Here is a 20,403-nt window from a genome sequence, read left to right as displayed (position 1 = left end):
CTGCACGTGGCGCAGAAGGTGATTCTGGTTGACGACCTCGACCACTCCGAGGGCGACGATGTGGCGCGACGGGAGTTCCCGCTGCTGAACCGGACCTTCGCCATCGACCTGTCCGACGCGAACCAGCAGCGGCTGAGCGAGGCTCTGGCGTTCATCGAGGAAGTGCTGGAGAACGCCCGTGAGGTGAAGCAGGCGTCGCGGTCCAAGAAGGCCGCCGACACCTCCCCGCGCCTGCGGGGTCACACGCTGACGGACGTCCGCGAGTGGGCCCGCGAGCAGGGGCTGGACGTGCCCCCGCGCGGGAAGATGGCCGACGAGGTCATCGAGCGGTTCATCGCGGCGCACCCCGACGCCGCCCCGGACGCCGGGTCCGAGGACCCCGACGGACAGTCCGCGGAGGAATCCGCGGAGACGGCCACCGCGCACGCGGAGGCGACGGCCGGCGTCTGAACGGACGCCTCGCAAACGGACGCCTCGGAGCGGACTCCGCCCGGCCCGGCCGCCGCGACAGGCGTCCGGGCCGGGCGACCGTACGACGTGCGCCGCCGGCAAGCGGCGCGCGGAAACCCTCGCATCGCCGGTTTCGACCCCCGGCCCCCGGTAACGCCAGCTCTGGGATGCTCCTTGGACCCGGCCTGTCCAAGTTTTCCGCAAGCGGGCCTTTCTAGCGTCTCCGCCGACGCCCGAACAGGGCGATTCCGCTACGGCGAAGTGCGAGGAGACACTCATGCGGCTCGGATACACGGTTCCCCAGTACGGCGCGTTCGCCGACCCGGACTTCATGCGGCAGGCGAGCGCGGATATCGAGGCGATGGGCTACGACAGCCTGTGGGCGGGCGACCGCATCCTGCTGCCGCTGGCCCCCAGCGACCCGTATCCGGGAGGAGACGGGACGGTCCCCCCGGCCTTCGGGACGTTCTTCGACCCGCTCACCGCGCTGACGCTGGCCGCGGTCAGCACACGCGAGATCCGGCTGGGGACCAGCACGCTCAACGCGCTGTGGCAGCCGCCCGTCCTGCTCGCTCGTACGCTGACCTCGCTCGACCTGCTCAGCAACGGACGGCTGGACGTCGGCATCGGCCTCGGCTGGCTGCGCGACGAGTACACCGCGACCGGGGTGCCCTGGCGGGGCAGGGGAGAGCGGCTGGAGGAGACGCTCGACCTGATGGAGGCCGTCTGGACGGGCGAGGTGGTCGAGCACAAGGGCGCGCTCTGGACGGTGCCGCCGTCGCACATCGACCTCAAGCCCTGCCAGCGGCCGCGCCCTCCGATCCTGCTGGCCGGTTACACCCCCGGGGCGCTGGAGAGGGTCGGCCGGCGGGCCGACGGCTGGCTGAGCGCGGCCATGCCCATGCCGTACCTGACCGCCCTGTGGGACATGGCGCTGCGGGCGGCGTCCGGCGCGGGCCGGGACCCGTCCGTCCTGCGCATGGTGGTGCGCGTCAATCCGGCGATCACGGACTCACCGGCGCCCGCCGACCAGGTGCCGCACGCGGGAACGGTGCGGCAGGTCGCCGACTACCTGCTGACCCTCGCCGAGGCCGGGGCGCACGAGGCGTTCGTCGACCTGCAGACGACGACCTCCTCGCGGGACCAGTTCCTCGACGTGGCGAACGCGCTCGTCACCATGGTGCGCGCGGGCTGAGGCCCCGGCCGACCATCCGTCGAAATCGGACATTAAGGGATAAAGGCGGCATAAGTGTCTGAGTCACGTCCCTTATCCACCAATAAGCCGTTAAACACCCTCAATCACCGTTTATCGCTTGTCCGGCCTGGAAAACATGACGTCGCGGGGCAATGGCCACTTAACGGTCATTAAGCGGCATTCTTCGGCGTGTCGCACAAATTAGGCAGTTGAGCCTTTAGAGGGGGACATGGAATGCCCAAGCTCAAGAAGGTCATCGCCGGACTCGCACTTTCCACCGCGCTCGGCGGTGGCGCCCTCGTCGCGGGCGCCACGGCGGCGGGCGCGGTGACCGCCCCAACGGGCTCGGGTTATGCCACTCCGACGGAAAACGAGTTCACGAACGGATTCAACAACACCTTCGACAACACCCGCAATAATCTGTACAACAACCCGTGTAACACCTGTACGAACCCGTGTGACAACCGCTGCCGCGAAACGTGTGGCAACGCGTGCGCCGGCGCATCGGCGAACTATCTCGACAACGGTGTCAACAACACCTTCAACAACGTCTCGAACAACCTCGTCGCCGGCCCCGTCGACGGCTACTCGTACAACTGCGCCTGGAACACGCCCTACTGGGACGACTGCTGGTGGGAGAACTGCTTCTGGGCCAACCGCTACTGGAACGATTACTGCTACAACTAGGGGCCCCGCGACCGCGGTCCGGCGGGAAGCCGGAGCGGCGGCCGCACGCCTCGGCGTGCCCCTCCGCGTCCACGCGACGTACGTGGAGGGGCATCTGCCCCGGACGCGCTCACGTCCTGCTGAAGTCGGATCCAACCGGATCACAAGTCGCCGTCACTAGAACAGACCGTCGGTATGCAATCCGTCGGTTCTGGGGGTCCGGTGTCAAGGCGGCGATTGATCAGCGCGCTGTGCGTTGTGGGAATGATGTCAGGCCTGGTGACAGGCCTGCCCCAGGCCGCGTCCGCGGCCGCGCAACCGGACGCGGAGACCGCCGCGCTCGTGTCCGCGGTCGAGCGCTTCGCCGCCGTCGGCAGGGGCATGGCGGCGCTCGGCCCGATGGGCGAGCAGTTACCCCTCGCCGGCCTGGTCCCCGGCGGGAAGGACGGCCTGGGCCTGGGCGACCTGTTCGACGTCGCGGTGTACGACCGGCTCAAGAACCTGACCAGCCTGTCCGATCTCGAGGACGAGTATCCGTTGTCCGGTCCGCGTGCCGGCCGGTTGCTGGCCAAGGCGAGCACGCAGGGCGGCGTCAGGCACCTCGACCTGACCCTGGAGGTGACCAGGACGGTCGCCGACCGCCCGGTCTCCGTCAGCAGCACGCAGCCCAGGGTCGCGCTCGCGACCTCCGGGGGCGTGGACGTCACGCTGAAGCTCGGCGCGAAGCTGCCCTTCGCCTACGACCCCGCCACCAAGACGGCCTGGCTGGGCAAGGACGCCGCGGTGACGGTGCAGGCCGACGGGCGGCTGGCGGCGGGGGCCAAACCGACCGCCGCCTTCGGCATCCTCGGCGTCGACCTGGCCGCGGGCTCGTCGCTCTCCTTCACCTCCACGTTCACCTCCACCGCCGCCGACCCGGACGGCGACGGCAGGCTCGACCTGCGGGAGCTGGGCGCGGACGGCGCGGCGGCCGGGCTGTTCACCTTCTCCAGGAAGGGCTCGGCGACCGCCAGGCTCGCGGTCACCGCGCAGCCGTTCGCCGGCGCCCAGGTCGAGGGCGCCACCGCGACCGTCGACGTGAGCTGGCCCGACCTCGCCACGGGCGGCCCGCAGGTGAGCGTCGGCCAGTCCGACCTCGACCGGCTGAACCGCTTCCAGACGCTCACGCCGAAGGACCTGCTCGACGGGCTGACGCATCTGTCCGGCGCGATCACCGCGGTGCAGCGGGCCCGCTGGGGCGACCAGGGCGATCTGGACCTGCCGTTCATGCGGGGTTCCCTGGCCGACGCCGTCCGCGTCTCCGAGGCGATCGACAAGTTCGTCGCCGACAGCGTCGACCGCGACACCGGTCAGCCCACCTTCACCTCGATCCAGGACATGTTCGCCGCGCTCGGCAGGGCACGCGGCCTGCCCGGCGGCGCGATCATCAAGGTCGCCGACGCGGGCTACGACGACGCCACCAAGAAGATCGCCTTCACGCTCGTGATCGACCGCGCGGTCAACCCCGCACCCGAGCCGCTCAACCCCGGCGGGCAGGCGAACAGCGGCACGGGCGCCGGCGTCACCTACACGGCCACGACGCTCAGGCACGCCGGCCAGAAGTGGACGCCCGGAGAGTTCGCCGGCCGCACGATCACCGCGGGCACGTCGACCGGCATGGTGGCCGACAACACCGCCGACGTCGTCACGCTGACCGGCGACGGCTGGCGCGGAGGCGTGCCCGCGGCCGGGACCGCCTACCGGATCGCCGCCGCCGACCCTATGATCGGCCAGGTCACCTTCGGCGACACCTTCAAGGCCCGCGCGGGCCTCGCCCAGGCCAACGCGACCACCTCGGTCGCCGGGGTGATGCGCGGCTACCACGCCGCCGCCACGGTCGTGCTCGACCTGAGCGACCCGGCCACCGGCCAGGCGTGCGCCACCCGCCCGGACGGGCAGCAGAAGGCGTGCCCCTACAAGCACACCAACCCCGACGGCAGCGCCACCGTGGTCACCGAGCTGCCCCGGCCCGCCGACCGGATCATGCTGCGTACCGGCCGTGACCTGTTCGGCGCCCGCGTGTCGGTCCTCACCTCGGTCAACGTGGACGCCGTCGTCGGCTACCTCGGCGTACGGCTCACCGGCGACCTGTCCATGAGCAGCAGGTCCGGCGGCGACGTGGTGAAGGTCGCGCTCAAGGACGCCGGGGACGTGCCGCTGACGCGGCTGTTCGAACGTCTGGCGAGCGACCCCGCGGACGTCCTCACCACCCAGGTGGACGCCACGGCCACGGCCAGGCTGACCCTCGGCGTCCCCGGGCTGGCCGACTTCTTCGGCGGCAAGGTCACCGGCGACGTGCAGATGCCGGACGTCCGTACGCCCGGCACCGTGGTCTTCCGCGGCTTCGACCAGATCGGCAGGGTCAAGGACTTCGCCTTCGATCCCGACAACCCGCAGGCGCTGTTCGGCGCGCTGGTCAAGTCGCTGGGCGCGCTGGCCACCTATCTCGACCACGTCACGCCCAACGGACCGGTCGGCACGGCGATGACGGCGAAGCTGCCGCTCCTCGGCCGCTCGCTGTCCGACCTCGTCGCCGCCGACGAGATGGGCTCCGGCCCCGGCGTCGTGTACGGCGACGGCGCCTGCGGCACCGAGAACGGCTTCGTCACCGACCCGTCGCGGACGTTCACCCAGGCGCACATCGGGCGCGGCGTCGTGATCGGCACCCGCGTGATGACCGTCGGGGCCGTATGCGGCCAGCACACCATGGCGTTCACCGCGAAGTTCGGCCAGGTCCGTCCCGAGCCGGGCACGGCGTACGCGCTGCGTTCGCCGCTCAGGGACGCGATCGACCGGCTGACCGCGGCCCCGCCGGACACCGTGCAGGCGCTGGTGGCCGAGCTGAACAAGGCGCTGGGCGGCCAGGTCCGCATCGGCTACGAGGACGGCGCGCTGCGCCTGTCGCTGGCGTACGACAAGAAGGCGGCGCTGAAGGAGCCGCTGCGCTTCTCCTTCGGGGACAGCAGCCTGGTCGCCGCCTCCGGTTCCGGCACGCTCGACGCCTCCGTCGGCGGGCAGATCCGGCTGGGGCTGCGGGTGGCGCTCAAGCGCGACTTCGATCTCGCCCGCGACCTGCTCGTCGACACCGACTCCGGTCTCGACCTGGAGGCGGACGCCCGGCTCGACGGCACGATCAAGGCGAACATCGGCCCGCTGCCCGTCTCCGTCGGTAAGGCGGACGACGACCCGATGCAGGCCAGGCTCGCGTACGGCGTGACCCTCCGGTACGACGGCGAGCCGCAGGACGCCGTGCCGCCGGCCGACTTCTTCGCCGGGCTCGACCTGGCGCTCAACGAGACGACGGACCCGGTCACCTGCGACCGCGACCCCCGGCGCGACGAGACCGACCTCGCGCTGTGCGCGGTGCTGCCCGCCTACGTGAACGGCAGCCCGATCACGGCGGACGGCAGGCACGCGCTCGTCCTGCGCCTGCCCAGAGCCGCTCCGCTGGCCGAGATGTTCGACCTGACGAAGAAGCTGCCGGGCGACGTCGACCGGCTGGAGGTGCCCGAGTTCGACTTCTCCACCCTGCCCGCGGGGCTGGAGCTCGACTGGACCAACCTGGGCGACGGCATCGACCGCTACCTCACCGCGCTGGAGGCCGGCCTGCGCACGGCCTCCTACGGCGGCAGGCTGCCCCTGGTCGGCGACGACCTGCAGCAGGGTGCCGACTTCGTCGGCGTCAAGCGCCAGGAGATCAAGGCGGCCGTCGCCAAGCTGCCGAACGGCGGCCGGGTGCCCACCGGCAAGGACCTGCGCGAGTGGTACAACGCCGAGCTCGCCCCCAAGGTCGGCCCCGGCGTGCAACCGCTGATCACCTGCGTGCAGGCGCCGGAGCCCGCGGACCCCACCGCCTGCGACACGGCCAAGGGCACCGAGCTGACCGGCGTGAAGTTCACGATGAGCATCGGCAAGGGCACGGTCGACCCGCGGCAGGGCTGCGTGGAGGGCTGCGCGGCCCTGGAGCGGCAGCTGGACATCGGCGTCCCCGGTCTCGCGCTGCGTCAGGGCCCGGGCAAGGGCGTGCGGGCCGAGTTCGGCTGGCACGTGGACGTGACCGTGGGCCTCGACCGCGTCAACGGCTTCTACATCGACGCGACACCCGACAAGCGGCCGCAGGCCACCGTGGGCGTGAACGTGTCGCTGCCCGACGAGATCAACGCCAAGCTGTCCATCCTGGACGTCACGGTGAAGAACCGCTCGCCGCAGTCTCCCGACCTGTTCGCGGGCACGTTCACCGTCGGACTCAAGCCGGTCGGCAAGATCGGGCTCCAGCAGCTCGCCGACGCCTCCGACCTGGTGGAGACGTCGCTGCACGCTAACGCGGCCGTCGACTGGCGTTTCACCGTGACGCCCGGATCGCCGATGCTGCCCGGGCTGTTCGGCGACTTCCACCTGGCGTGGGACCTCACGAAGGGCGGCTCGCCCGACCCCGCGAACCTGTCCATCGCATTCACCGACGTGAACCTGGAGGCCGGCGACTTCTTCCGTACGGTCCTCGGGCCGGTGGTGACGCAGGTCAAGCGGGTCACCGACCCGGTGCGGCCGGTCGTCGACCAGCTCTACGCGCCCATCCCCGTGCTCTCGGACCTCAGCCGGGCCGCCGGCGGCGGCGACGTGAACCTGATGACGATCGCCAAGAAGTTCAACACCCTGGGCGGCAACAGCACGACCCAGTTCATCGAGCGGATGATCGAGATCACCAAGCTGGTGACCTCGCTGCCCGACTGCCGCGGCGAGCTGCACATCCCCATCGGCAGCTTCACCGTGGCCGGTGACAGGGCCCTCACCACGGAGAACTCGCCGGACGTGGCGGACTCGCTGATCGCGGACGTGGCGCCCAGGACCGACGACCTGCTGGCGGCGCTCGACCAGGGCGCCAGGACGTGCGACAAGGCCAAGGCCGTCACCGCCACGAAGGCCGCCGCGGACGCGCAGGGCCCGATGCAGCAGTCCGGCAAGGCCGGTTTCAGCTTCCCCGTGCTCGACAACGCCGGGCGGTCGATCTTCAGCCTGCTCATGGGCAAGGACGTCGAGCTGGTCGCCTTCGACTCCGGTCCGCTGCGCCTCGGCTTCACCTACAGCCAGTCGTTCGGCCCGGTCTACGCGCCGCCGCCCATCATGGTCGTCATCTCCGGCACCGCCGGGGTCGAGGCGCGGATCAGGGCGGGCTTCGACACCTACGGCATCCGCAAGGCCATCGAGCAGGGCAAGGCCGACCTCCAGATCCTCGACAGCCTCTACCTGAAGACCACCGACGAGCGGGGCCGTCCCCTGCCGGCGATCAGCCTGTACGGAACGCTGGAAGCGGGAGCCGGAGTCGACCTGCTGCTCGTCAAGGCGGGTGTGAGCGGAGGAATCGCCCTGGGCATCTCGATGCTCTGGGCCGACCCGACCAACGACGGCAAGTTCAGGTTCTTCGAGTTCGCGGGGATCCTGCTGCGCAACCCGTTGTGCCTGTTCACCATGGAAGGCAAGCTCAAGGTCTATCTCAAGGCCTGGGTGGAGATCGGCCTCTCGATCTTCAAGAAGCGGTTCGACTGGACGATCGTCGAGGCCACGCTGCTCGACTTCTCGGCCAAGCCGAAGTGCGACGAGGCCCCGCCCAAGCTGGCCACGGTCAGCGGTGAGGCGCTGGTGCTGCACATCGGCCCGATGCGCGCGGCCAGGGGCGGCAGCACGGCCAAGCCGAGTGACGACGCCGAGCAGTGGACGGTCAGCCAGCTCCCCGGCGACGAGGGATTCGTGGTCAACGCCCTCGGCGTCCGCGAGGAGCACCACGCGGCGGGCCTCGACCGGGTGCTGGCCGACGGCCGCGGCGCCAAGGGCGGCCTCAAGCTCGTCTTCCAGGGGTACGCCGACGACTCCGGCGCGCCGTTCCCGTTCGACCGGAAGATCGTCGCCTTCGGCGGCGAGGGCGACGACATGATCCTCGCCGGCTCCGGAAAGAACGTGATCGACGGCGGCAAGGGTGACGACCAGATCACCAGCGCCGACTCCTACGACGAGCAGGGCGGGCGGGCCCCGATCGTGGCCGGCGGCCCCGGCGACGACTACCTGACGATCGGCGGCGCGGGTGGCTGGGCGGCCGGCGACGGCCGCCTCACCCCCGCCGTCCGGAAGGTCGGCACGGCCGAGGTGGCCGACTGGACCGCCGACGGCCTGCCCGGCGCGCCGGACGACGGCCCGGGCGACGGAGACGACCGGATCGCCGCCGGGCTCGGCGCGAACCGGCTGTGGGGCAACGGCGGAGACGACACCATCGGCGTCGCCTCCGACAGCCCTCTCGCCGAGACCGACCCGTCGCCCCGCTACCGCGCCCAGCCGAGCCTGCTGGTCGGCGGGCCCGGCAGCGACACCCTCACCGGGGGCTCGGCCGCCGACGAGATCCACACCGGGCCGCGGGAGGAGTTCGGGCCCGACGCGCGGGGACCGGCCGACTCGGGGCCGAACTACGTCGACACCGGCGCGGGCGCCGACAAGGTGTACGGAAGCCAGGCGGTGGATCTGGTCGCCGGCCACTCCCGTCCCGGCGAGACCGTACGGATCCTCGGCGGCGGTGGCGAGGACGTCCTCGCGGGCGGCCACGGCAAGGACGAGATCTTCGGCGGCCCCGGCGACGACTGGGTGATCGCCGAGCCGTCCGAGGTGAGCGAGGCCGAGGGCCGCGACGACTACGGCCCGGCCAGGCGGGTGCGTCATCTGCCGCTGCCCGCGGGCGTGCAGCCCTCGGTCAAGCTGCTGGTCGGCGGTGACGGTGACGACCACGTCGTGGGCGGTGACGGCGGCGCCACGATCTTCGGCGACCGGCTGCGCGACGAGCCCTGCACGGATGCCGGCGCGGACGGCGACGGTCGCGACCTCGTCCTCGGCGGCTCCGGCAGGGAGACCGTCTCGGCCGGCGGGGGAGCCGACCGGGTCGAGGCGGGCGGCGGTCAGGACCGCGTCTGCGGCGAGAAGGGCGACGACACCCTGTACGGCGGCGCGGGCGACGACGACGTCAGCGGCGGTTCGGGCGACGACATCGCCTACGGCGACGACGGAGCCGACGAGGTGACCGGCGGTCCGGGCGACGACACCCTGTACGGCGGCGCCCAGGACGACGTGGTCGTGGGTGAGGCCGGCGAGGACACCGCGTTCGGCGGCCTCGGTGACGACCTGCTCGTCGGCGGCAGCCGTACGGCGGGCAGGGACGACGCGGGCGACACGCTCTACGGCGACGCCGGAGCCGACCGCCTGGTCGGCGACAACGGCGACGCCACCGGCTCGTCCGACCTCGACGGGACGCCGGAGAAGGCCGGCGGGCCCGACGTGATCCACGGCGGCGACGGCGACGACACCGCCTTCGGCGGGATCGGGGCCGACGAGGTGCACGGCGACGCCGGTGACGACCACCTGGAGGGCGGCAACGGCGCCGACCGGGTCTTCGGCGAGGCCGGGGAGGACGAGCTGGCCGGCGGCGGCTCCGGGCCGCACCCCGACGCGGGCGACACCCTGCTCGGCGGGGACGGACCGGACGTGATCGCCGGTGACAACGCCGTCCTGAGCACGTCCGGCACGGCCACCCCCGTCGCCGTACGGCCCGGCCAGTCGCACACCCACCGGGTGGAGTTGCTCGCGGGCGGCTCCGGCGCGGACGTCGCCGACGGCGGCGCGGGCAACGACGTGATCTTCGGCCAGGGCGGCGCCGACCGGCTCCGCGGCCAGGACGGCGACGACTACGCCGAGGGCGGCGCGGGCGTCGACTGGGTCGAGGGCGACCGGGGCGACGACGACCTCGTGGGCGGCTCGCACGTCGCGGCCGACGACGCCGACGACGCGCTGTTCGGCGGCCCCGGCGACGACGTCGTCACGGGCGACAACGCGGTGGTGACCCTGGCCGGCACTCCGTCCCGGGTCACGGTCCGCCTCGGCTCGGCCGGCGCGCCGATGACCCCGCGGGCGGTCACGCTCCTGAGCGGAGGCTCGGGCGAGGACCGCGTATCCGGCGGTTCGGGCGTCGACGTGCTGTGGGGACAGGACGGCGACGACTACATCTCCGGCGGCGGCCAGGGCGACTACGCCGAGGGCGGCGGCGGCGCCGACCAGATCCGCGGCGATCTCCCGCTGTCGGCCGAGTCCTCCCAGACCGAGAGCAAGCCGCTCGGCGACCCCGGATGGAAGGGAGCCGCGAGTGAGCCCGCCGAGCTGGAGGGCGACGACGCCACTCCCGGCCAGGACGACCTGATCGGCGGTTCGGCCACGCCGGGCGCGGCCGACAAGGGCGACGCGATGGAGGGCGGCGGCGCGGCCGACGTGCTGCTCGGCGACAACGGCTCGCTCGTCCGCACGCTGACCGGGAACACCGAGCGGGTCTACACCGAGCGCTACGCGGCGGGCCAGGCGCCCGCGGACGCCACGCGCAGCCGTACGCACGACCCGGCGCTGCCCGGCGGCTCCACCCGGTTCTGCACGCAGGCCCAGCCGACGTGCGAACCGGCCGGGGCCTTCGGCGCCGACCGCCTGTACGGCGACGAGGGCGACGACGGGCTGTGGGGACAGGACGGCGACGACCGCCTGTACGGCGGCGCGGGCGACGACGACCTGTTCGGCGAGCTCGGCGACGACGAGATGGACGGCGGCGCGGGCGAGGACGCCATGCTGGGCGACCGCGGCGGCGTGGTGAACGAGCGCATCGACGCGGGCGACGCCCAGCGGCTCGGCTTCACCGTCAGCCTCAACGCCCCGCCGAAGGAGACCTACCGGGGCTTCCCGGCCGGCTCCTACGACCGCCGTACGGACCTGCTGCACGACGCGGACGGCGACACCTGGGTCACCGCGGCCATGCCGCACGACGGCTTCGCCACGGGCGGCGACGACCGCATGCGCGGCGGGCCGGGGCGCGACAGCATGCACGGCGGCGCGGGCCACGACCTGATCAACGGCGACAGCGGCGGCGACGAGGTCTTCGGCGACGACGGCGCGGACGTCATCTGGGGTGGCAAGGGCTGCGACCCCGTCCTGGACGCGGCGACCGCCGACTGCCTCAGCGGCGGCGCGTTCGACCCGGCCGCCCGGGGCACGGGCGACCGGTTCGTCGACCACGTCTTCGGCGGCGCCGGGGCGGACCTGCTCGACTACAACCCGCGCGGCTCCTACCCGGACGACTGCGCCCCCGGCCGCATGCCCGAGGGGACGCTCACCACCGTCGTCGACCCCTGCCTGTGGTTCCGGATGACCGGCAAGGACAACGCGTCCGCCGCCGACGACCAGCACCACCAGGGCGTCGACTGGCAGTACGGCGGCGAGGGCCGGGACGTGCTGCAGGGCGACCGCACCGCGAACGGGCCCAACCCGGGCGACAAGATGATCGACTGGAACGGCTCGTTCAACCTGTACACCCACTGTGGTCCGGCCAACGGCGGGCACAACATCGTCCGCCAGCACTCGCCCGCGATGCGCGACTTCCTCGCCAAGGTGGCCTGGGGCTCCGGGGCGGGCCGTGTCCAGGGCGACCCCTCGGCCGAGCGTGAGCTGGCGATCCCCGCCAATGACAACGGCTCGCCGTACCCCACCTCACCCGGACACTTCGACTCGCCCGTGGCCTGCGCGGGCTGATCAGGAGAAACAGGATGTTACGCCGATTGATGGCGGCCGCCCTGGTCGCCACCGGACTGGCCGCGGCCCCGGTGCCCGCCGCGCACGCGGCCCCCGCGAACCCGCCCTCGTGCGATCCGGGCCACTGCTTCACCGTCAGCGTCAGGCTCGACCACGCCCCCGCCGTGGGACAGACCGCGACGCTCACGGTGGAGGTCACCGCGAAGGAGGACCTGCCGGACGCCACGACCGTCATCGAGCTGCCGGAGACCCTGCGCTGGGTGCGCCCGCCCGCCGGGCTCGACCGCCGGGCGGCGACGATCGGCCGCAGCCCCGTGGACCGCGCGAGCCGTACGGAACGGGCCCGGCGCGGCAAGGCCGTCCGGTACGAAGGGGTGGTCGCCGCGGTGGCTCCCGGGCCCGCCTCGATCCGCGTCCAGGCCCGCGACGGGCGGCCGGGCCCGGGCAGCGAGGGGCTCGCCTACCTCACGATCGGGGAGCGGTCGTCGATCTTCGGCCTGCCGCGCGACCTCCCCGTACGCGAGGCGCGGATGCCGGCCGCGACGAAGTCCCTCGCCGGGGACACCTGCGTACAGGGGCGCGTCAAGCACGTCCAGGCGGAGGACGGCACGGTCAGGGGTGTGCCCAGGACGCTCGTGGAGGCGTGGGACACCGACGCGAAGGGCCCCGACAATCTCGGCTGGACGCTGACCGACGACGCGGGCGACTACAAGATCTGCTTCCCCGGTGTCGACCAGGACGGCGGCGCGCAGGACGTCTACATCGAGGTCAGCTCCATCAGCTCCGAGTGGGACGTGGTGCGAACGGCCACCGGGGACTCCTACAGCGGGGTGAGCGAGGTGACCTGGGACGTGCCCGCGGGCACGCTGACGACCATCGACTACGAGTCCGGGCGCGGCAGCCCGCTCGAGGGCGCGTTCCGCGTCTTCACCTCGGCGTACGAGACCTGGAAGGCGTACACGGGCTGGCTCGGCGTGCCCGGGAACGAGTGCTGGAAGCCCGGCGAGGCGAACTGCCAGTCCGTGCGGATCGTGTGGGCGCCCGACCAGGCCGGCGGGTCCTACTACTGTCCCGGCCCGAACGCCGACTGCACGGGCCGTTTCGAGGTCCACCTGGGCGCGGTGGCCCAGCTCAGGAAGATGACGGTCGCCCACGAGCTGGGGCACTTCATCATGGACTACACCTACAACGGCATGCCGCCCGCCGGCCCCCCCTGCCGGGACCACTGGGCTCAGAAGATCACCACTCCGGGGTGCGCCTGGGCAGAGGGGTGGGCCGACTGGGTGGCGATCCAGGCCTACGACGACACCCACTATCGCTGGGGCACCGACGCCGCGATCGACCTGGAGAGCCCGCGGTGGTTCACCGAGGGCTGGCCGAGCGGAGGCGACACGGACGCGGTCGAGGGCAGGGTGGCCGGTGTCCTCGTCGACCTCGGGGACTCCGGAGCGCGGAACGAGAAGTACTGGGACACCTCCAGCCTGGGCCCCGTGGCCATGGTGACCGCCTTCAGGAAGGCGCCGGCGGACGACATCCACCAGTTCCTCGGCCAGTTGGAGGCACGGGACCGGCCCGCCGCGGACGAGGTCCTGTTCCACAACACCGTGCTCCCCGACTACTCCGAGATCCTCGACGACAGGAAAGCGGCGTACCGGCCCGCCAACCTGCCGTTCACGCAGGACTTCCTCACCACCGCCGGCAGCTGGTCCGTGGTGGCCACGGCCACCTCGGGGGCCGGCGGCGCGGACGTCGACATGCGGGTGACGCCCGTCGGCGCTCCGAACGACGCGGTCACCAGTTCCGAGTGGGGCAGCTCGGGCCCGGACTTCGTGGCCGTGCAGCCCACCCCGCAGGACCAGCTCTTCACCGTCGCCGTGACCTCCGACACCGACTACCAGGAGTTCGTGACGGAGGCGGCGGAGGCGCCCGACGGCGACCTGGAGAAGGGCACGCCCGTGGAGTTCGGCATGGGCGCCGACCGTCTGGTGGAGATCCGTACGACCTGGATCGAGAAGGGCGTGCCCTCGACGATCAACGTCGTCCCCCGGAACGGCCAGGACATCGACCTCTTCGTCATGGCGCCGGACGCCGGCCGATGGGGTCTGCCGCGATCCGCCGCGCGGCGCTCGGCGAGCGGCGGGCCGAACAAGGCCGAGCGGATCACCATCGCGGACCCGAAGGTGACCGGCGTCTACGCGGTCATCGTGATCAGGAAGAGCGGCGAGGGGAACCTCCTCCTCACCCACACCTGATCGGTACCGCGGCCCGGGCGGCGGCCTTCCCCCTCATCCTCGGGGAGGGCCGCCGCGCGCTGTCTCGCATCTCCTGCAGGTTGGGCCGCTGCGTAGTGGTTTTCACGGAGGCGGCGGGCGTCGCCGCAGAGCCGGCCGATCGCGTCCTGCGGGTCCTGGCCGACCTCGCGCTGCGTCTGCTCGAAGTGCACACGCAGGTCCTGCAACGGCCAGTACCGGACGCCGTTGGCGGCGCGGCGGGGTCAGCGCGCGGCGCCGAGCACCGCCCAGCGGCCGGACCGCAGTCTGGCCAGCGAAGCGACCATCCGGATCAGGAGGAAGGCCGACAACCCCGACCAGATGCCCACCAGTCCCCAGCCGAATCTGAGCGAAGCCCAGACCACCGGCAGGAACCCCAGCACCGCCCCGGTCACCGTCGCGGTGCGCAGGTAGGCCGCGTCGCCGGCGCCGAGCAGCACTCCGTCCAAGGCGAACACGACGCCGCCGATCGGCTGCAGGACGACGAAGAACCACCACGCCTGCGGCATCTCGGCCAGCACCGTGGCGTCGGTGGTGAACACGTGGGGCAGGGGCCCGGCCAGCGCCGCGAACACCACGCCGAGCAGGGTCCCGAAGACCAGCCCGCAGCTGGTCACCCGCCAGGCGAGGCGGCGCGCCCGCGCCGCGTCGTCCGCGCCGAGCGCGGCCCCGACCAGCGCCTGGGCGGCGATGGCCAGCGCGTCCAGGACGAAGGCCAGGAACATCCACAGCTGGAACACCACCTGGTGGGCGCCGGCCGCCGCGGCGGAGGTGCGGGCGGCGACCGCGGTCGCCGACACCCAGCACGTCTGGAAGGCCAGGCCGAGCACCACCAGGTCACGCGCCATGCCGAGCTGCGCGCGGATCGCGGCAGGAACCGGAGCGAGCGGCACGCCCTCGGCCGCCAGCGCCCGTACGAACAGGCTCGCGGAGATCAGCTGCGCGACCACGTTGGCGATCGCGGAGCCGTTGATCCCCCAGCCGAGCCCGTACACCAGCACCGGGCAGAGCACCGCGGAGATACCGTTGCCGAAGAGCACGTAGCGCAGCGGGCGCCGCATGTCCTGGACGCCGCGCATCCATCCGTTCCCGGCCATCGTGACCAGGATCAGCGGCGCGCCGAGGAGGGCGATCCGCAGCCAGCTCACCGCGGCGCCGGCGACCGGGCCCTCACCGGCGAGCAGGCCGGCGACCGGTGCGGCGAGCAGTTGTCCCGCCAGGATGATCACCAGGCCCACGACCGCGCCGAGCCAGGTCGCCTGCACACCCTCGGCCACGGCGTCGGCCCGGCGGCCGGCGCCGTAGAGCCGGGCCGCACGTGCGGTCGTGCCGAAGGACAGGAACGTCATCTGCGAGGCGATCTGCGCCAGCACGATCCCGCCGACCGACAGCCCCGCGAGCGGCACCGCGCCGAGACGGCCGACCACGGCCGTGTTGACGAGCAGGTAGAGCGGCTCGGCGGCCAGGACCCCGAGCGCGGGCACGGCGAGCGCGAGTATCTGGCGCAGCGGCGACCCGGCCCCATCCCCCTGCTCACCCATGGACGTCCTCAGGAAAAGGGCCCAGTGCGCTGGACCTCGCGGCCGTGCTTATTGAGATCTTCTTGCAGTTGCGAATTATTTGCAACAAGTATCGCCGGGCGAGGTGGAGAAAGGCCGGCCCCCGCTGGTGATGCGAGGGCCGGCCGGCACGGGATCAGGATGCGGGACTCGGGGTCGGGGTGTCCGAAGGCGTCGGCTCAGGGCTGGGAGCCGTGGTGGGAGCCGTGGTCTCCGTGGGGGTCGCGGTCGGCTCGGGCGTGGCGGCCGGCGGCTCGGTGGGGGTGAGCGTCGGCGTCGGGCAGGGCTTGGGGGTGCGCCAGACGGGCTTCCCGGAGCGCCACTGCGGGGAGTACGGCGTGCTCTTGCCCAGGTACCACAGCCGCTTGCTCGGCCGCGAGAGGTCGAAGACGTAGGCGGCCGCCGCCGTCTCCCCCTGCGGGGCGGCGGGCGTCGTCTCCTCGATCGGCGGAGGAACGGAGTCCGTCCCGCCCGGAAGAGGAGTGGGGGAGTCCGCGGGTGGTGTGAGCGTGCCCTCGGAGGGAGCCGGAGTGCCTTCGGGCGGCGTCGGCGTGCTCTCCGGAGGAGTCGGCGTGCTCTCCGACGGCGGCGTCGGGGTGCTTTCGGGCGGGGTCGGCGTCCCCTCGGGCGGGGTGGGAGTGCTGTCGGGCGGCGTCGGCGTATCGGTCGGAGGCGGGGCGGGCTGTGCGGCCGCGACCACCGAGATCCAGGCGTCCTGCCGGAGCTCGCCGCCGCGGCGCCCGGTGAACACCCGCGTGGAGTCGGCGATCGCGTACGACCGCTCGAAGCCGTCCTGGCTGCGGACGGTGATCGAGTCCTCCGCCACCGCGATGGCCTGCCCGGTCTGGGTGAAGACGGTGACGGTGCCGCATCCGTCCTTGGTGGGCACGACCACCTCGCCGTGCAGCGCGCCGAGGAACGGGCCCACCAGGGGGACCTCGGTGGTGGGGGTCGCCGCGGGGGAGCCGGTGGCCGTCTCCGCCGGGCCCGCCGTCGGCGTGATCGTCACGGTGGCCGTCACGACGGGCTCCGACGTCTCGGGCGGCGGATTGACGGGCGTGGCGGCGGAGGCCGCCGACGCCCCGGCGCCGCCCGCCGCGGTCAGCACGAACGCGGTCGCGAGGATCATGGGTGGGGAGATGCGCCGGCGTGGCCCACCCGATCGGGACCACAGTCCTGTCTTCGGGTGGTGGGGGTTGGTCGGCATCACCGTTCCTCCGTATCGTCGATCCGATGGCCTCCGCCGAGCGGCGGCGGCCGTATCGGAGCGCTCTGCCCCGACATCCGACGGGAGCGACCGGCGAATTCGTTGCCAAACCGTGTCACTTCCGAGGGATTGTGGAGACCTTCCCCATATCCACCGACTCCATTCGGGGCAATCCGCGCCATGAGGACGACCCGGTCGCCTTCCGGCAGGTCGTGGGGGGATCGACTGATTTCAGATTCTCCGGCCATCCGAGGCCCAGCACGGTGGGTGGGGCCATGTCGCACCTCACGGTCGCGGGCCGGGCGCACGCCGCGCCCGGCCCGCACTGTTCACCCGGTCAGCTCGCGGTGCAGGACAGCGTGGGGACGCTGTTGCCACCGTTCCACGACCCGAGGAACCCGAAGGTCGTGCCGGCCCCGGCGCCGAGGCTGCCGTTGTAGCTCATGTTGCGGGCGGTCACGCTCGCCCCGCTGCTGCTGACCGTCGCGTTCCAAGCGTTGGTGACGGTCTGGCCGTTGGCGAAGGTCCACGTCACCGTCCAGCCCCTGATCGCCGAGCCGCCCGCGGTGACCTTGACCTCGGCCTGGAAACCGCCGCCCCACTGGCCGACCACCTGGTAGGTGGCCGAGCAGCCGCCGGGCCCGGGAGAGACGCTCGCAGTCGGCGAAGGAGACGGCGAAGGCGACGGCGAGGGGGACTTCGACGGAGACGGAGACGGAGACGGCGAAGGGGACGGAGACGGCGAAGGGGACGGTGACGGGCTCTGCGAAGGCGACTTCGACGGTGAGGCGCTGGGCGACGGCGAGGGGCTGCTGCCGCTGTAGATCGACGCCTCCTTGGCCGTCGCCTTGATGCCGTTGGCGCCGTTGAAGATCCTCGTGCCGAAGGTGGTGAGCTGCTTCGGGTCGAAGGCGACCGTCATGTCCAGGATCGGGTCGCTGTTCCCGCTCCAGGACCAGGCGATCCAGCCGAGGCCACGCGCCTGCGCCTCGGACAGAATCGTCTCGTGGTCCACCTCGCCCGAGTTGAACCGCCAGCCGAACTCGCCGATGACCAGCGGCCACCCCTTGGCCTGGAACCGGTTGAGATAGTCGACGATGCTCGCGGCGGTGTTGAACACGGCGTACATGTGGATCGACAGCACGGTGTTGTGCCGGCTGTCGGCGTCCAGGATCGTCTGGCCGTTGTCGCGCATGACGTACTGCCAGTCCTGGCCCCAGTTGGGCGCGGCCATGCACGATCAGGCGGGGACCCTGACCGTCCTTCTCCCGTGTGCATGGAAATCTGAAAGGGAAGGCTCACACACCAGCGGATTCGCCGTCAATAGTTTGGAGTCCAGAGAAACTCCGCGGCTTGCGGCGGATGAAATATTCGGCGGCCGTGAGGGCGGCCGCGCCGAGGACGACCTCGCTGACGGTGGAGACCAGGCGGCTCGCCAGGGCCACCACCGCGGCGGCGGGGGCGGGGAGCACCAGGGCCAGCGCGGCCGCCAGCACCGCCTCGCGGACGCCGATGCCGTCGGGGATGAACACGCTGGCGATGCCGATCGTCGTGGCGAGCGTGAACGCGCCGACGCACAGGGCGAGCGAGCGCGACGGGGGCGCGCCCACCGCGATGGCCAGGGGCCACAGGTGCAGCCCGGTGACCACCCAGGACAGACTCTGCCAGGCGACCGCGAGCCGCACTCCCCGGACCGAGACGGCCTGGGCCGCCGAGGGACGGCGCAGCAGTCGCAGCAGCAGCGCCGAGCCCCGGTTGACGATCTGCGGGCGCACCAGGACGAGCACGATCAGCACGGCGGCGCCCGCGAGCCACGCCGCCCGGGCGCCCAGCATCTGCACGCCCGCGAGCAGCCCGACCGTGAACCCGCTCAGCAGCACCAGGCTCATGACGAGCGCGGCCGTGCTCATCAGCCGGCCGAAGCCGACGCCGTTGGCCGTGGCCACCTTGGTGATCGCGATCATGCCGGGCACCCGCCCGGGGACGTACTTGGACAGGAAGCCGACGAAGAAGATCCGCACCACCCGCGGCTCGCTGACCGGGGGGCCGCTCTCCAGCAGCACGACACGCCAGGCGAGGAACCCGAACGACAGTCCCGCCATGCTCGCCAGCAGCGCGCCGCCCAGCAGGAGACCGATCTGCCCGGCGTCGCGCCGGGCGAACAGGACGGCCACCACGCCCCAGTCCAGCCGGCTCAGTGTCAGCGCGATCGCGCCCACGGCGACGAGGACGAAGGCGGCCACCAGCGCCCGCCGGACCGGGCGCGGCAGCCGGGGGAGCCTGATCGCCCTCACTCGGGCGCACCGCTCGACGGCACCGGGGACAGGCCCGTCCTGACCGGCTCTCCCTGTCTGCGGCCCAGTTCGTAGGCGACGCGTACGAGCCCCACGCAGGCGCCGAGGAAGAACGCGGTGTGGAAGCAGAGCTGCATCCAGGCGACCCACGAGGCGAAGCGGGCGCCCCCGTGACGGCGGGCGAACCCGATGAATCTGCGGTTCTTCCACAGGAACACCCCGAGCGTCGCCGCCGGCACGGCCAGCATCCAGGGGCTGACCAGCGCGAGCGGCAGGGTGAGGAAGGTGACCGTGGCGGACGCCGAGGAGATGCTGGGGGGCTTGCGTCGTTTGTGCTGGCCCGTTCCGATCATGTTGAGCTGGAAGCCCACCTTCCCCTCGTCGCGCAGCCGCCGGGCGCGCACCATGATCACCGGTAGCGTGGTGGACCGGACGAACCGCTCCACGAGGCATCCCCAGAACCGGTCCTCGTCGTCGGCCTTCGTCACCACCGAGGTGCTCACCACCAGCCGGTAGCGGGCCGGGACACGCGTGCCGAACTCGAAGTCCTCGCCGTCGCGCAGCCGCTCGTCGAGCCGTCCCGCCTCCTCGAAGACATGGCGCGGGATCAGCGTGCAGGACAGGAACGTCGCCGTGGTCTGGCTGCGCTCGTAGTGCTCGCACAGCACCCGGTAGCGCTCGACCGGGCCGTCGTCGTACAGCGGATCGGCGTCGTAGATGCCCTGCACCATGCCGCAGTCCGGAGTGTTCCGGTACGCCTGGACCGCGTTGCGGATCGCGTCCGGCGCGAGGGCCGTGTCGGAGTCGACGAAGAACAGCAGCGGTGCCGAGCTCCTCGCCACCCCGAGGTTGCGGGCCACCGCGGGCCCCCCGTTGTACGGCGACTCGACGATCGTGCACGGGAAGTCCCGCGCTATCTCCAGCGAGCCGTCGGTGCTGACGTCGTCGACGACGATGACCTCGGCGGGGCGGTAGGTCTGCGCGTACACCGACTCCAGGCAGGCGCGCAGGGTCTTCCTCTTGTTGTAGTTCGGCACGATGACCGCGACGTCATCACGCCACATCGGCTCGTCAGGCATGTCCGTTCCTCTCGTCGGTCAGGTCGTCGGCAGGGTCGTCTGCGGGG

General features: G+C 72.2%; 10 protein-coding genes. 5 read left to right on the top strand and 5 right to left on the bottom strand.

Going from position 1 to position 20,403, the window contains the following annotated elements; genetic code table 11:
* The first annotated feature begins 6 nt into the window (after positions 1 to 6).
* From HHX41_RS26495 to HHX41_RS26475, 5 genes are all read left to right on the top strand, one after another.
* Complete coding sequence (locus tag HHX41_RS26495; protein WP_182908172.1) at positions 7 to 450, top strand: Lsr2 family protein; 444 nt, start codon at positions 7 to 9, stop codon at positions 448 to 450.
* 277 nt (positions 451 to 727) lie between these two features.
* Complete coding sequence (locus HHX41_RS26490; protein WP_182908171.1) at positions 728 to 1,645, top strand: TIGR03619 family F420-dependent LLM class oxidoreductase; 918 nt, start codon at positions 728 to 730, stop codon at positions 1,643 to 1,645.
* Between the two features lie 234 nt (positions 1,646 to 1,879).
* The gene (locus HHX41_RS26485; protein WP_182908170.1) at positions 1,880 to 2,332 is read left to right on the top strand and encodes a hypothetical protein; all 453 of its coding nucleotides are present in this window, start codon (positions 1,880 to 1,882) and stop codon (positions 2,330 to 2,332) included.
* Between the two features lie 258 nt (positions 2,333 to 2,590).
* Positions 2,591 to 11,947, top strand: a complete 9,357-nt coding sequence (locus HHX41_RS26480; RefSeq protein ID WP_182908169.1) for a calcium-binding protein — start codon at positions 2,591 to 2,593, stop codon at positions 11,945 to 11,947.
* A 14-nt stretch (positions 11,948 to 11,961) separates the two neighbouring features.
* Positions 11,962 to 14,199, top strand: a complete 2,238-nt coding sequence (locus tag HHX41_RS26475; protein ID WP_182908168.1) for a hypothetical protein — start codon at positions 11,962 to 11,964, stop codon at positions 14,197 to 14,199.
* A gap of 242 nt (positions 14,200 to 14,441) precedes the next feature.
* Here the strand turns inward: HHX41_RS26475 and HHX41_RS26470 are convergent, their stop codons facing one another.
* From HHX41_RS26470 to HHX41_RS26450, 5 genes are all read right to left on the bottom strand, one after another.
* Entirely contained in the window at positions 14,442 to 15,758 is a 1,317-nt protein-coding gene (locus HHX41_RS26470) for an MATE family efflux transporter (RefSeq protein WP_182908167.1), read from the bottom strand.
* 154 nt (positions 15,759 to 15,912) lie between these two features.
* Complete coding sequence (locus HHX41_RS26465; RefSeq protein ID WP_182908166.1) at positions 15,913 to 16,905, bottom strand: hypothetical protein; 993 nt, start codon at positions 16,903 to 16,905, stop codon at positions 15,913 to 15,915.
* A 415-nt stretch (positions 16,906 to 17,320) separates the two neighbouring features.
* On the bottom strand, positions 17,321 to 18,217 hold the full coding sequence (locus tag HHX41_RS26460) for a cellulose binding domain-containing protein (protein WP_182908165.1): 897 nt from the start codon (positions 18,215 to 18,217) through the stop codon (positions 17,321 to 17,323).
* Between the two features lie 64 nt (positions 18,218 to 18,281).
* The gene (locus HHX41_RS26455; RefSeq protein ID WP_182908164.1) at positions 18,282 to 19,277 is read right to left on the bottom strand and encodes a lysylphosphatidylglycerol synthase domain-containing protein; all 996 of its coding nucleotides are present in this window, start codon (positions 19,275 to 19,277) and stop codon (positions 18,282 to 18,284) included.
* Positions 19,274 to 20,356 carry a glycosyltransferase family A protein gene (locus tag HHX41_RS26450; RefSeq protein WP_182908163.1) on the bottom strand — a complete coding sequence of 361 codons (1,083 nt, stop codon included), beginning with the start codon at positions 20,354 to 20,356 and terminating at the stop codon, positions 19,274 to 19,276. Before HHX41_RS26450 ends, HHX41_RS26455 begins: the two co-directional genes overlap by 4 nt.
* Between the last annotated feature and the right edge of the window lie 47 nt (positions 20,357 to 20,403).

This window comes from Microbispora sp. H13382, assembly GCF_014161445.1.
Taxonomy (GTDB): Bacteria; Actinomycetota; Actinomycetes; order Streptosporangiales; family Streptosporangiaceae; genus Microbispora.
Note: the sequence above shows the minus strand (reverse complement) of the source record. Positions and strands in the feature narration are given on the sequence as shown.